Raw genomic sequence first — 12211 nt, 5'->3', positions numbered from 1 at the left:
CACGAGGGGAGGGGCGGCCCGGCCGGGCCGCCCCTCCCCTCGTCCCGCGGCCGCACCGCGCCGAGAGATCCCCTCGGGACCCGCCTGACCAGGACGGATGTCCCGTCCCGTCCGCGCCCTTGCGATACTTGCCGCATGATCGAGGCACGGCGGCTCCACATCCTGCGTGCGGTGGCCGACCACCGCACCGTCACCGCGGCGGCTGCCGCGCTGTACCTCACCCCGTCCGCCGTGTCCCAGCAGCTCACCGCCCTGGAGCAGGAGACCGGCCACCGCCTGGTCGAGCGCGGCGCCAAGGGCGTACGGCTCACCCCGGCCGGTGAGATCCTGCTCGCGCACACCCATGTGGTCCTCGCCCAGCTGGAGCGGGCCGAGGCGGAACTCGCCGCCTACGGCTCCGGTGAGGCGGGCACGGTCACCGTGGCCGCCTTCGCCACCGGCATCGCGGAGGTCGTGGCGCCCGCGCTGGCCCGCCTCGCCCGGACCTCGCCGGGCATCCGCCTCCGCGTCCAGGACGCCGAGGGCGACGCCAGCCTGCCGATGGTGCTGGACCGGCAGGTGGACGTGGCCGTCGCCGTCGAGTACCGGGGAGCGCCCTCCGCCGACGACCCCCGCCTCACCCACCTGGCCCTGTACGCCGAGCCGTTCGACGCGGTCGTCCCCGTACGCCACCGGCTGGCCGACGCCCCGGTCGTCCCGCTCGGCGAACTCGCCAAGGACCCGTGGATCGGCCCCTATCCGGGCAACCCCTGTCACGACGTGGTCGTCCTGGCCTGCGAGAGCGCGGGGTTCCAGCCCCGTCTGGAGCACTCCTCGGACGACTTCCGCGCCGTCGTCGCCCTCGCCTCCGCCGACGCGGGCGTCGCCCTCGTACCCCGGTCCGCGCTGCACGGCACGGACCTGACGGGCGTGGTCGTCCGCCCGGTGGACGGCGAAGCCCCCACCCGCCGCGTCTTCGCCGCCGTACGGCGCGGAGCGGAGGAGCATCCGCTGATCCGCCCGGTGCTGGACGCGCTGCGGCGGGCGGCGCGGCCTTAGGGCCTGTCTTCACACTCCCCTCGTCGTCCGGAGGACGGCCCCGGGGCGTCCGGTGCGTGCTCTCGGTGTGCCGGCCGTGATCCCTCGTACTGGGCGTACTCGGGGTCGCGGCCGGTGCGGCGAGAGGGCGTGCCGGGCGTCGTGGGGCAGAGGGGAGTTTGAAGACAGGCCCTAGAGCCGGTGGGAGCGGCCGGACGCCGATGAGAGGTGCCGGGGCGGTCACCCGGAGGGTCACCGGAGCCCTCGCCCGGGTGGTCGGCGTGGTGGTCGCCGGGCGGTTGTCCACAGGCCAGGGTGACTGTCAGTGGCAGCGGCTACCGTGCGTTGTATGCCGGACGCAGAAGACGTACGCCGAATCGCCCTGTCCCTGCCGGACACCACCGAGAAGACGGCCTGGAGCATGCCCACCTTCCGGGTGGCCGGGAAGATGTTCGTCACGCTCCCCGAGGACGAGACCTCGCTCGCCGTGCGCTGCCCGAAGGAGGAGCGCGACGAACTGGTCCTGGCCGAACCGGAGAAGTTCTGGATCGCCGCCCACGAGGCACAGTTCGCCTGGGTCCGCGCCCGCCTGGCGGCACTGGACGACGAGGCCGAACTCCGCGCCGTCCTGACCGACTCCTGGCGTCAGGCGGCCCCACCCCGCCTGCTCGAAGCACATCCGACGCTGGGTCTGCCGGAGGACCACGCGGACGTGGGATGATCCCGCGCGGCGGGGGACGGGGGAGGACACCATGACCGGAGCGGACGCGCGCCGTGCCATCGACGAGGGGGAGAGCACCGGGACCGAGGCCGTTCCCGTCGGCGTACCGGCGGCCCGACGCGCCGTGTGGTCACGGGACTTCGCGCTCTTCTTCACCGCCCGCGCGATCGCCCGGCTCGGGGACACCATGCTGCCGGTGGCCCTCGCCGCCGGGCTGTTGCAGCACGGATACGGAGCCGGCGCGGTCGGCCTGGCGATGGCGTCCACGGCCGCCGCGTTCGCCGGACTCGTCGTCTTCGGAGGGGTGATCGCGGACCGCTTCGGCACCCGGCGGCTGATGATCGGCGCCGATCTGGTCCGGCTCGGCACCCAGTCCGTCGCCGCCGCGCTGTTCTTCACCGGGCACGTGGTGCTCTGGCAGATCTGCGCCATCGGCTTCGCCAACGGGGTCGCGGGCGCCGTCTTCCAGCCCGGCGTGGCCAGCACCGTGCCCCGGCTCGCCTCCGACGTCCAGGGCGCCAACGGCGCGATACGCGTCGCCGAGTCCGCCGCACAGCTCGCCGGTCCCGCCGTCGCGGGCGTGTTGGTCGGCTTCGCCTCGCCCGGCGGGGTGTTCGCCGCGCACGCCACGACCTACGCCGTCAGCGCCCTCTGCCTCCTCCTGCTGCGGCTGCCCCCGCTGCCCGGCGGCGCCCGCGTACCGAACCGGGGACCGCGCGCCTTCCGGGCCGATCTCATCGAGGGCTGGCGGGAGTTCAGGGCCCGCTCCTGGCTCTGGGGCGTGATCGCCGTGTGGTGCGTCTACATGATCGCGGTATGGGGGCCGACCGTCCCGTTGGTGGCGACCGAGGTCGTCCAGCAGCACGGCGCCCGCGCCTACGGCCTGGTCAACTCCGCCCTCGGCGCGGGCACGGTCGCGGGTGGCCTCCTCGCCCTCCGGCTGCGCCCCCGCCACATGCTCCGCGCCGGTGCGGTCGCCCTGTTCGCCTTCTTCGTGTTCCCGGCCGCCGTCGGCCTCGGCCTGGACGTGCCCGCGATGGCCACCGGCGCTGCGGTCGCGGGCGCCGGGACGTCGTTCTGGGGCGTGATGTGGGCGACGAGCGTCCAGACCCAGGTCCCGGCCGACGTGCTCAACCGCATCCACGCCTACGACGTCGCCGGATCGCTCGCCATGATGCCGGTCGGCCAGGCACTCGCGGGCCCGGCCGCCGGACTCCTCGGCGCGGGGCAGGTCCTCCGCATATCCGCCGTCGTCAGCGTCGCGGTCGCGGCAGCACTCCTCGCGCTGCCCGCCGTACGAGGGCTGGTCCGCGCCGACCTACGACTCCGGGCGCCGGGCCCGCACTGACCGACGCGGGGCCCGCGCACCGGCGCACACCGGTCCCGCACGGGGTTGGCGCCGACTCACGCCGGGGTAGCCGCCCCGGCCCGGCCCCGAGGCAGGGCTCCACGAGGATGGCGCCCGTACGGTCCAGCCATCCAGCGTGTCCAGCGGCACCACGTCACCGGCGCCATGTGGGTGTAGCCCTCGGACGGCCGGTCCAAGAGGCGACGGCACTCACCAGCACCGCGCCCACGCCCCCCGCCCCACACCCCCGCGTCCCCAGCCCCAGCGCGGTGCGCACTGCCAGCGGCAGCCCGTGCCGGGGCGACCCGCTGGAGATCTCCAGCTCCGGCACGAGCCCCGGTCAGCAAACGGAGGCGCGACCACCGACCCGAGTGCGGTATTGTTTCCCTGCGCGTTCCGACCGGGGAAACCCCAGGTCAGACGGGCACCGGGACGTGGCGCAGCTTGGTAGCGCACTTGACTGGGGGTCAAGGGGTCGCAGGTTCAAATCCTGTCGTCCCGACCACGCGGAAACGCTGGTCGGAGGCCGTTCTCTCATCCACGAGAGGGCGGCCTTTCGTATGTCCGGCTTGCTCGGCGGGCGCGGCCGTGTGCGGTCTCTGTGCGATTCCTCGCGGGCCCCTTGTCCCGGACCGGTGGGTCTGGTTTGGTACCGGCTGCACAGGCCCGATCGGCGAGACGCGAGGAGCACGAGCGGCGTGGAACATGCAGCACGGACGAGCGCCCCGGACACCCTGCCGGACGGGCTCGGGCGGGCGATACGGGAGACCGCGCACGCCGTCGCCGCGCTGCTGAACGGCGCCGCCGACCCGGCCCTTCCGGTACCGGGGCTGGCGTGGACCGTCGGTGAGACGGCCGCCCACCTGGCGCTGGCCAACGGGCTCATGGCCGACCTGGTGTCCGGCCGGGAACGCCCCTACGGCGACGGCACGCCGCGGAGCCTCGCGGCGGCCAACGCCCGAAGCCTCACCGAGTTCCCCGAACGCGCCGCGAAACCGCTGGCCGCGATGATCGTCACGCAGGCTGAAACGTTTCTTAACGCCGTGGACCGAGCTGCCGCGGACGGGACCGCCGACCGGACCCTCCTGACCCCGCTGGGCCGGATGGACCAGGACGTACTGGCCTCGTACCTGCTGACCCACATGCTGGGCCACGGCTACGACCTCGCGCGCGGCCTGTGTCGGCCGCACATGATCGACGAGACGCGGGTCGGCCTGTGTCTGCCGTTCCTGAAGGCGGTGATGCCGCGCGTCGCCGTCCCGTCCACGCTGACGGCCCGTTTCACCCTGCGTGTCCGGCGCGGCCCGGCCTTCGGCGTCACCTTCACCGACGGTACGGTCGAGGTGCTGCCCGGGCCGCCGGAGCGCCCGGACTGCACCATCCTCGTCTCGCCGGTCGGCTTCCTCCTCATCGCGCTGGGACGGCTGGGCCCCTGGCAGGCCATGTCACGCGGACATGTGCTCGCCTGGGGGCGCAGACCCTGGCTCGCCCCGCGCTTCCCCACCCTCTTCGCCGCACCCTGAACCACGCGGGTCCCGGCTACCCGATCACACCCACATGGGCCAGCGCCTGCTTCAGCAGTGCTCCGTGGCCGCCCGGCATCTCGTTCTGCACGGCGGCCGAGGCCGCATCTTGGGGGCTGAACCAGACGAGATCCAGGGCGTCCTGGCGCGGGCGGCAGTCCCCGGTGACCGGGACCACATAGGCCAGCGACACAGCGTGCTGGCGGGGATCGTGGTACGCGGTCACACCCACCGTGGGGAAGTACTCCGCGACGGTGAAGGGCTGGAGCGAGGCCGGGACGCGGGGCAGGGCGACCGGGCCGAGGTCCTTCTCCAGGTGGCGCAGCAGGGCGTCACGGACGCGCTCGTGGTGCAGCACGCGGCCGGACACCAGGGTGCGGCTGACCGTGCCGTCCGGGCCGATGCGCAGCAGCAGTCCGATGCTGGTGACTTCACCGCTGTCGTCCACCCGCACGGGTACGGCCTCGACGTACAGGATCGGCATCCTGGCCCTGGCCATCTCCAGCTCGTCGCTGGACAGCCAGCCGGGCGTGGTTTCGGTCATGTCAGACATTGCTTGATCATACTTTCCGGGTGGGGCGCCCGCCGGGCAGCGGGCCGGATCGGTGCGGGAAGTCCGTGGGGGCGACGGGGGATCGCCGCCCAAGTACCTTCCCCGTCAGGCTGGTTCGGGGTGCGCGAGGTGGGTCCCCGGTCGCCGTGGTCAGGGTTTCACCGCGACCGCGCCGTACTGCGGCACCGGCGCGGCGTCCGCCTCGGCCCGCCACTGGGAACACGGCACCAGGCCCGGCTCGACCATGTCCAGGCCGTCCAGGAAGGCCGCGATCCGCGCATGGCTGCGCGCGGTGATCGGTGGGGTGGCGTTGGCGTTCCAGAACTCCATCGCCGCGACATTGCCCTCGCCGCCCACCTCCGCGTCGTACGTCGGATGGGTCAGTACCAGATGGCTGCCGGACGGGACGGCGGCCATGATCCGGCGCACGATGTCGTGCGCCTCGTCGGTGTCCAGGACGAAGTTCAGGATGCCCAGCATCATCACCGCGACCGGCTGCGACAGGTCCAGGGTGTCGGCGGCGGCCTGCACGATGGACTCCGGGTCGCGCACATCGGCGTCGATGTAGTCGGTGACGCCCTCGGGGGAACTGGTCAGCAGCGAGCGGGCGTGCACCAGGACGATCGGGTCGTTGTCCACGTAGACGATCCGGGAGTCCGGTGCGACGCGCTGTGCGATCTCGTGGGTGTTGTCCACCGTCGGCAGCCCGGTGCCCACGTCGAGGAACTGGCGCATCCCGCGCTCCCCGGCCAGGTGGCTCACCGTGCGCCCGAGGAAACCCCGGTCGGCGCGGGCCACGGCCCGGATCACCGGGAACATCCCGGCGACCTGCTCGCCCACCCGCTGATCGACCTCGTAGTTGTCCTTGCCGCCGATCCAGTAGTTCCAGACGCGCGCGTTGTGCGCCACGGAGGTGTTCAGCCTCGCCGGCCATGCCGTCGTGGAGTCGCCCTCGGTCACGTCGCCGCCCCTCTCCTCGTGGCCCCGTGGTGGTCCGCCGCCATTGTGCAGTCACCTTGATCGCGCTGTCCCGGAAACCGCGCACCGTGACGGCCCGCCCACCCTGCGGAAACGGCTCGCCGGACACCTCGCCGAGGGGCGGCACCGGGCCGCGTGGCCCGTCCCCGGATGAGGAACACTGGAGCGGCACCCGATCCGCCATACCCTCACCGGAAGAAGTCATGCCCGCCACGCCCGCGCCGCTGATCAACCCCTCGCCCGTGCCCGCCGGTCCCGCCGACATCCGTCTCGTCGTCACCGACATGGACGGCACCCTCCTGGACGACGCCAAGCACCTCCCGGACGGCCTGTGGCCCATGCTGGCCGAACTACGGCGCAGGGGCGTGCGGTTCAGCCCGGCCAGCGGACGCCAGTACGCCACGCTGGCCCGGCAGTTCGCCCCGGTCGCGGACGGTACGGCCTTCATCGCGGAGAACGGCACCTACGTGGTACGCGACGGGGTGGAGCTGCACTCCGACCCGCTGGACACCGCCGTCGCCGCCGAAATAACCCATACCGTAAGGAAGTTGACGGAGGGTGGAGCCGACGTGGGTGCCGTGGTGTGCGGCAGGCGGGCGGCGTACGTCGAGCGGACGGACGAGGCGTTCCTCGCCGAGGTGCGCCGGTACTACGTCGAGCACCGGGTGGTGGAGGACGTCACCGCCGTGGACGACGACGTGATCAAGGTCGCCGTCTTCGACTTCGGACCCGTGGAGCACGGCACGGCACCCGCGCTCGGCGCGTTCGCCGCCACCCATCAGGTCGTCGTGTCCGGCGAGCACTGGGTGGACATCATGAACCGCACCGCGAACAAGGGCACCGCGCTGCGCCTGCTCCAGCGTGACCTGGGCATCACCCCCGCGCAGACGATGGTCTTCGGGGACTACCTCAACGACCTGGAGATGCTGGACGCCGCCGACTGGTCGTACGCCATGTCCAACGCGCACCCCGAAGTGGCCCGTCGCGCCCGCCACATGGCGCCCTCCAACAACGAGAACGGGGTGCTGCGGACGATCGCGGAGGTGCTGGACATTCCACTGCCGCCCGCCTGACAAATGCGGGGCGGCGGTCCGGCCAACTCGGCCCGGCGGCAGGCTCGTCGGCGGTCTACGACGTGCGGCCCACCGCTCCGTACAGCGGCACCGGAGCCGAGCCCGCCGGGATCGGCTCCTCGGGGTGCCACTCCGCGACCGGTACGACACCGGGCTCCAGCACCTCCGACTCGCCGAAGAACGCGCCCACTTCCGCACGGGAGCGGGCGACCAGGGTCACCCCGCCCGCCGCGTACGCGTCGATGCCGCGCCGGACGTTCACCGGGTCGAAGTCGGCCGTCATCATCGACAGCACCAGGAAGCTGCCCGGCGCCAGCGCGTCCACCAGGGTGTCCACCATCGCGTGCGGCCCGTCGTCGTCCTTCATGAAGTGCAGCAGGGCGATCAGCGAAAGGGCCACGGGGCGGCCGAAGTCCAGAAATTTCGCGGCCTGTTCGAGAATCGAGGCGGTGTCGAGCGCGTCGGCCTGGAGGTACTCGGTGACCCCTTCCGGGGTGCCGCGCAGCAGGGCGCCCGCGTGGGCCAGCACGATGGGATCGTTGTCCACGTAGACGACGCGCGCGTCCGGCGCGACGGACTGGGCGATCTGGTGCAGGTTGGGCTCGGTCGGGATACCGGTGCCGATGTCCAGGAACTGACGGACGCCCTGCTCCGCGGCCAGATGGCGTACGGCACGCCGCATGAACGCGCGGTTGGCACGCGCGGACTGCGGCGCGGTGCTCTCGATCTCCGTTATTCTCCGGCCGAGTTCCTCGTCCACGGGGTAGTTGTCCTTGCCGCCGAGGAACCAGTCGTAGACCCGCGCCGGATGCGGGCGGGTGGTGTCGATCCGTCCGACTGCCTCTTCGGTACCCGTCACGCCGACTCCTCCGGTCCGCGCGTCCCCGGCGGACGCGCGGTGCAGTCTGCCACGAGCATGCCGCGCGGTGCAGACGGTCTTCGGCCAGCTCCCTGTCCGGATAAGGAGGAGGTCAGGGACGGGGTGATGAGGTGGGGGAGGGGTCTGCCGGGTTTCCGGAGCGCGGGAGTACCGAGTCCACGAAATCCAGCAGCTCCGCGAAGGCCTCCTCGCGGTTGGTCTCCAGGAACACCTCGTGTCGTGCGCCGGGGAAGACCCGCTCCACCGCCCGGCCCCCGCTGAGCCGTGCCACGCCCGGCCTGCTGCCGTCGATCGGGACGAGTCGGTCGTCCGAGCCGTGCAGCCAGAGCATCGGCAGCGCGGGCACCTCGCCCTCCTCGGCGATCCGCTCCAGGGTGTGCGTGAACGCCAGAAGTGTCGGCCGTTTCATGGGGCCGTGCCACACCAGTGGGTCGGCCGCGTAGGCGGCGCCCACCACCGGGTCACGGGACAGCGCGGCCGGGTTGATCGGGACGTCCGGAATCTCGTCCAGGGCGAGCAGCCGGACGGGCAGCTCCCAGGCGCCGATCACCGGCCCGGACAGCACGAGCGCGCTCAGCTCGTCCGGGTACCGCTGCGCGTACCGGGACGCGATGAGCCCGCCCATCGAGTGGCCCACCATGAGCAGCGGCAGCCCTGGATGGGCGGTGCGGGCCCGCTCCGACACGCGGTGCACGTCCGCGACGACCTCCTCGAAGTCCTCGATCACCACCCGCTCGCCGTCGGACTTCCCGTGCCCGGTGTGGTCGGGCGCGTACACGGCGGCTCCGTGCCCGTGCAGGACCTCGGCCACTCCGGCATGCCGTCCGGCGTGCTCGCCGTAGCCGTGCACCAGCAGGGCCAGGTAGCGAGGCGCGGGGTGCGGCCACTCGTACGCGGTGATGCGGCCGAGCCGGTGCTCGCGGGGGTCGGGCATGGGGGCCTCCGGGGGTGGGTGGGTGTGGTGTCTCCGGCCATGCGGGGTGCCGCTATGTGGGTGGGGCTCGCGCAGGGGTGCTGCTCTGCTCGCGTAGGTGGGCTCCGCATATGTGGGCTCCGCATATGTGGGCTCCGCATATGTGGGCTCCGCATATGTGGGCTCCGCATATGTGGGCTCCGCACGTGTGGGCTCCGCACGTGTGGGCTCCCCACGTGTGGGGCCCGCACACGTGGGGAGCCCACATATGGGGGACATCCATAGGTCCGCCTCAAGGGCAGGGGTGGGGCAGGATGGCGGGATCTTCCCAGGCTGCCCGTCCGGGGTCTACAGTCCAAACTAGCAGTGCTAATTAACTGTGGTGCTGGTCAACTCGAACGCAGTGCTCGTCCTCAGGAGTCGTCCCGTGCGTCCCGTCCACTTCGCCGCCGCCCGCCGTACGCCCATCGGCAGACTGCGCGGAGCCCTGTCCGCCGTACGCCCCGACGACCTGGCCGCCACTGTCGTCCGCCGACTCGTCGCGGACGTGCCCGCCCTCGACCCGGCCCGGATCGACGACGTCTACTGGGGTGCCGCCAATCAGGCGGGCGAGGACAACCGGAACGTCGCCCGCATGGCCGTCCTGCTCGCCGGGCTGCCCGACTCCGTGCCCGGCGCGACCGTCAACCGCCTCTGCGCGTCCGGCATGGAGGCGGTCACCGCCGCCGCGCGCACCATCGCGTCCGGCGAGGCCGACATCGTGCTCGCGGGCGGTTCCGAGTCGATGAGCCGCGCGCCCTTCGTGCTGCCCCGCCCGGACGAGGCGCTGCCGCACCGCATCGAGACCCACGACACCCGGCTCGGCTGGCGACTGGTCAACCCGGCGATGAAGGACCTGCACGGCCTGCTGTCGATGGGCGAGACGGCCGAGGAGGTCGCCGCCCGCCACGGCATCTCCCGTGCACGGCAGGACGAGTTCGCACTGCGCAGTCATCAACTGGCAGCCGCCGCAAGGAAGAACGGCCACTTCGACGCCGAACTCCTCTCCGTGGAAAGGCCGGACGGAGTGGCGGTCGAGCAGGACGAATGCGTCCGCGAGGACACCTCGCTGGAGAAACTGGGCCGCCTCAAGCCGGTGTTCCGGGCGGACGGCACGGTCACGGCGGGCAACGCCTCCCCGATGAACGACGGCGCTGCCGGTCTGCTCCTGGTCAGCGAGGACGCACTGCGTGAACTGGGCCTCGAATCCCTCGGCCGCTACGTCGCCGGTGCCTCGGCGGGCGTTCACCCCGACGTGATGGGCCTCGGCCCGGTCCCCGCCACCCGCAAGGCGCTCGCCCGCGTCGGCTGGGAGATCGGAGACGTCCAGGAGGCCGAGTTCAACGAGGCGTTCGCCGCCCAGGCGCTGGCCTGTGTGGACCAGCTCGGTATCGACCCGGACCTCGTCAACCCGACCGGCGGCGCCATCGCCCTCGGCCACCCGCTCGGCTGCTCCGGCGCCCGCATCCTGACCACCCTCCTGCACCGCATGCGCCGCACCGGCGCCGGGCGCGGCCTGGCCACCATGTGCGTCGGCGTGGGACAAGGGAGCGCGGTACTGGTCGAGCGGGCCTGAGCTGTCATCGCCGTAGCGCTCCACCGGCCGGGGGAGTTGTGGCGGACCGGGCCGCGCCCCGCCGGGGGCGCGGCCGTCAAGTCACGCGAATTCAGGCATGGTTCAGGGGCAGGACGTGCGGGACTGGCCCCGTACGTACGCGGTGCCGAAGTTCTCGACCTTCACGTAGACCGGGCTGGACTGGTTGCGGCGGTCGTACGTGACGTGCCACTTCTTGGCCGGGATCTGGAACTCCACGAGCACGCACCAGCCCGCGTCCACCTTGAACGCGTCCCAGTCCTGGTCCTTCGGCGTACGGTAACCGTCGCTCAGCCAGCGGGTGTTGGCGAGTGAGACGCATCCCGTGCTCGCGGAGGCGGTCGTACCGCTGGAGCACGTCCAGTCCCGCACCGCCAGGACCAGGCTGCCGGAGTAGTTGACCGTGCCCGAGCAGCCGAGCACGGGCGTGCAGGACGTACCCGCCTGTGCCTGCTGCACCGGCGCGAGCGCCACGAGTCCTACCGTGGCGGCGGCAGCGGCGACCAGTCTTCTGAACAGAGCGCGCATCTTCTCTCCCGTTTGTCGTGTGCGCACGGCGGCCGGGCACGCGTGATGGTCGGCCACGCGTGACCGCCGTACGCGTGTGACGCGTGCGGACGCCGCGAGTATCGCGGACGGAGGTGTGGCCCGAACACCCCTTGTGGGAAGTCGAGTTGAGTGCCTCGTGCACGTACCATCGGTCTCTCCATGAACACGATGACGCTGTGGCACATATCCGGCTGGGGGTTCGCGGCGCTGGCAGCGGCGGCGCTGGTCGTCGGCTTCTCCAAGACCGCCGTGAGCGGCGCCAACACGGTGAGTCTCGCCGTGTTCGCGGCCGTCCTCCCCGCCCGCGCCTCCACCGGCATCCTGCTGCCGATCCTGATCCTCGGCGACGTGCTCGCCGTCCGCGCCTACCGTCGGCACGCCCACTGGCCCACCCTGTGGCGGCTGTTCCCGGCCGTCGCGCTCGGCGTGGTGGGCGGCACCCTGTTCCTGTTCTGGGCCGACGACGGCCTTGTACGGATTTCCATCGGCGCCATCCTGCTGGTCATGGCCGGTGTCACCGTGTGGCGCCGCCGCCGCGCCGAGGCGGCCGACGAACCGGACGCCGTCGCCACCCGTGCGGGCCGGGTGAAAGCCCGTTCGTACGGCGTGCTCGGCGGCTTCACCACGATGGTCGCCAACGCGGGCGGCCCGGTCATGTCGATGTATCTCCTCTCCGCGGGCTTCCGCAAGCTCGGCTTCCTCGGCACCTCCGCCTTCTTCTTCCTGATCGTCAACGTCTCCAAGGTCCCCTTCAGCGTCGGCCTCGGCCTCATCGACGGCCGCTCGCTACTGCTGGACGCGGCGCTGGCGGTGTTCGTGGTACCCGGCGCGCTGATCGGGACATGGGCGGTCGGGCGGATCGACCAGCGGCTGTTCGAGCGGCTGGTGATCGCGGCGACGGTGGTGGGCGCGGTGGAATTGCTGCTGTCGTAGCCGCCTCAACTGCCGTGACAGCAGTGGCTGCTGTGGCGGCTGTAGCTGCCGTGGCCGTTTTGGGTGGGCCATCGACGGGGGGTCGCCCCC

At 72.2% G+C, this 12211-nt stretch carries 12 protein-coding genes, 1 tRNA gene and 1 pseudogene; 8 read left to right on the top strand and 6 right to left on the bottom strand.

Annotation, left to right across the window (positions count from 1 at the left end):
• Positions 1-135: 135 nt before the first annotated feature.
• From KUM39_RS13065 to KUM39_RS13055, 3 genes are all read left to right on the top strand, one after another.
• Positions 136-1038, top strand: a complete 903-nt coding sequence (locus KUM39_RS13065) for a LysR family transcriptional regulator (RefSeq protein WP_217785751.1) — start codon at positions 136-138, stop codon at positions 1036-1038.
• 328 nt (positions 1039-1366) lie between these two features.
• Positions 1367-1738, top strand: coding sequence for an MmcQ/YjbR family DNA-binding protein (locus tag KUM39_RS13060; RefSeq protein ID WP_217785750.1), 372 nt, complete (start codon positions 1367-1369; stop codon positions 1736-1738).
• A gap of 31 nt (positions 1739-1769) precedes the next feature.
• The gene (locus tag KUM39_RS13055; protein WP_217785749.1) at positions 1770-3086 is read left to right on the top strand and encodes an MFS transporter; all 1317 of its coding nucleotides are present in this window, start codon (positions 1770-1772) and stop codon (positions 3084-3086) included.
• 244 nt (positions 3087-3330) lie between these two features.
• Here KUM39_RS13055 and KUM39_RS28775 read toward each other — a convergent pair.
• Positions 3331-3420 (bottom strand): annotated as a pseudogene (locus tag KUM39_RS28775) (transketolase); the annotation flags it as partial.
• A 94-nt stretch (positions 3421-3514) separates the two neighbouring features.
• On the opposite strand from KUM39_RS28775, the gene KUM39_RS13050 reads away from it, so the two are divergent.
• Together KUM39_RS13050 and KUM39_RS13045 are read left to right on the top strand one after the other, a co-directional pair.
• Positions 3515-3591 (top strand) — tRNA-Pro (locus KUM39_RS13050).
• Between the two features lie 193 nt (positions 3592-3784).
• Complete coding sequence (locus KUM39_RS13045) at positions 3785-4609, top strand: maleylpyruvate isomerase family mycothiol-dependent enzyme (protein ID WP_308288112.1); 825 nt, start codon at positions 3785-3787, stop codon at positions 4607-4609.
• Positions 4610-4625: 16 nt separating this feature from the next.
• Here the strand turns inward: KUM39_RS13045 and KUM39_RS13040 are convergent, their stop codons facing one another.
• Together KUM39_RS13040 and KUM39_RS13035 are read right to left on the bottom strand one after the other, a co-directional pair.
• Entirely contained in the window at positions 4626-5162 is a 537-nt protein-coding gene (locus tag KUM39_RS13040) for an NUDIX hydrolase family protein (protein WP_217785747.1), read from the bottom strand.
• A gap of 150 nt (positions 5163-5312) precedes the next feature.
• A complete protein-coding gene (locus tag KUM39_RS13035; RefSeq protein WP_217785746.1) occupies positions 5313-6122 on the bottom strand; it encodes an SAM-dependent methyltransferase in 810 nt (269 codons plus the stop codon).
• 221 nt (positions 6123-6343) lie between these two features.
• On the opposite strand from KUM39_RS13035, the gene KUM39_RS13030 reads away from it, so the two are divergent.
• Positions 6344-7213 (top strand): Cof-type HAD-IIB family hydrolase, encoded by an 870-nt coding sequence (locus KUM39_RS13030; protein WP_217785745.1) that lies wholly within the window; start codon positions 6344-6346, stop codon positions 7211-7213.
• Positions 7214-7268: 55 nt separating this feature from the next.
• Here the strand turns inward: KUM39_RS13030 and KUM39_RS13025 are convergent, their stop codons facing one another.
• A complete protein-coding gene (locus KUM39_RS13025) occupies positions 7269-8072 on the bottom strand; it encodes an SAM-dependent methyltransferase (RefSeq protein WP_217785744.1) in 804 nt (267 codons plus the stop codon).
• 112 nt (positions 8073-8184) lie between these two features.
• Positions 8185-9027, bottom strand: a complete 843-nt coding sequence (locus KUM39_RS13020; RefSeq protein WP_217785743.1) for an alpha/beta hydrolase — start codon at positions 9025-9027, stop codon at positions 8185-8187.
• 406 nt (positions 9028-9433) lie between these two features.
• On the opposite strand from KUM39_RS13020, the gene KUM39_RS13015 reads away from it, so the two are divergent.
• Positions 9434-10621: a thiolase family protein gene (locus tag KUM39_RS13015; RefSeq protein ID WP_217785742.1), complete on the top strand. Its 1188-nt coding sequence runs from the start codon at positions 9434-9436 to the stop codon at positions 10619-10621.
• 102 nt (positions 10622-10723) lie between these two features.
• On the opposite strand, the gene KUM39_RS13010 is transcribed toward KUM39_RS13015, so the two are convergent.
• Positions 10724-11167 (bottom strand): hypothetical protein, encoded by a 444-nt coding sequence (locus KUM39_RS13010; RefSeq protein WP_217785836.1) that lies wholly within the window; start codon positions 11165-11167, stop codon positions 10724-10726.
• 180 nt (positions 11168-11347) lie between these two features.
• Between KUM39_RS13010 and KUM39_RS13005 the strand changes: the two genes are divergently transcribed.
• On the top strand, positions 11348-12121 hold the full coding sequence (locus KUM39_RS13005) for a sulfite exporter TauE/SafE family protein (protein WP_217785741.1): 774 nt from the start codon (positions 11348-11350) through the stop codon (positions 12119-12121).
• Positions 12122-12211 lie beyond the last annotated feature (90 nt).

Origin of the sequence: Streptomyces corallincola (genome assembly GCF_019104725.1) — a bacterium.
GTDB classification, from domain to species: Bacteria; Actinomycetota; Actinomycetes; order Streptomycetales; family Streptomycetaceae; genus Streptomyces; species Streptomyces corallincola.
Note: the sequence above shows the minus strand (reverse complement) of the source record. Positions and strands in the feature narration are given on the sequence as shown.

What these genes read in the sequence shown, in the direction of transcription:
- KUM39_RS13065 (WP_217785751.1), top strand. Translation starts at nt 136, where the DNA reads ATGATCGAGGCACGGCGGCTCCACATCCTGCGTGCGGTGGCCGACCAC.
- KUM39_RS13040 (WP_217785747.1), bottom strand. Translation starts at nt 5,162, where the DNA reads ATGTCTGACATGACCGAAACCACGCCCGGCTGGCTGTCCAGCGACGAG.
- KUM39_RS13005 (WP_217785741.1), top strand. Translation starts at nt 11,348, where the DNA reads ATGAACACGATGACGCTGTGGCACATATCCGGCTGGGGGTTCGCGGCG.
- KUM39_RS13030 (WP_217785745.1), top strand. Translation starts at nt 6,344, where the DNA reads ATGCCCGCCACGCCCGCGCCGCTGATCAACCCCTCGCCCGTGCCCGCC.
- KUM39_RS13060 (WP_217785750.1), top strand. Translation starts at nt 1,367, where the DNA reads ATGCCGGACGCAGAAGACGTACGCCGAATCGCCCTGTCCCTGCCGGAC.
- KUM39_RS13020 (WP_217785743.1), bottom strand. Translation starts at nt 9,027, where the DNA reads ATGCCCGACCCCCGCGAGCACCGGCTCGGCCGCATCACCGCGTACGAG.
- KUM39_RS13055 (WP_217785749.1), top strand. Translation starts at nt 1,770, where the DNA reads ATGACCGGAGCGGACGCGCGCCGTGCCATCGACGAGGGGGAGAGCACC.
- KUM39_RS13010 (WP_217785836.1), bottom strand. Translation starts at nt 11,167, where the DNA reads ATGCGCGCTCTGTTCAGAAGACTGGTCGCCGCTGCCGCCGCCACGGTA.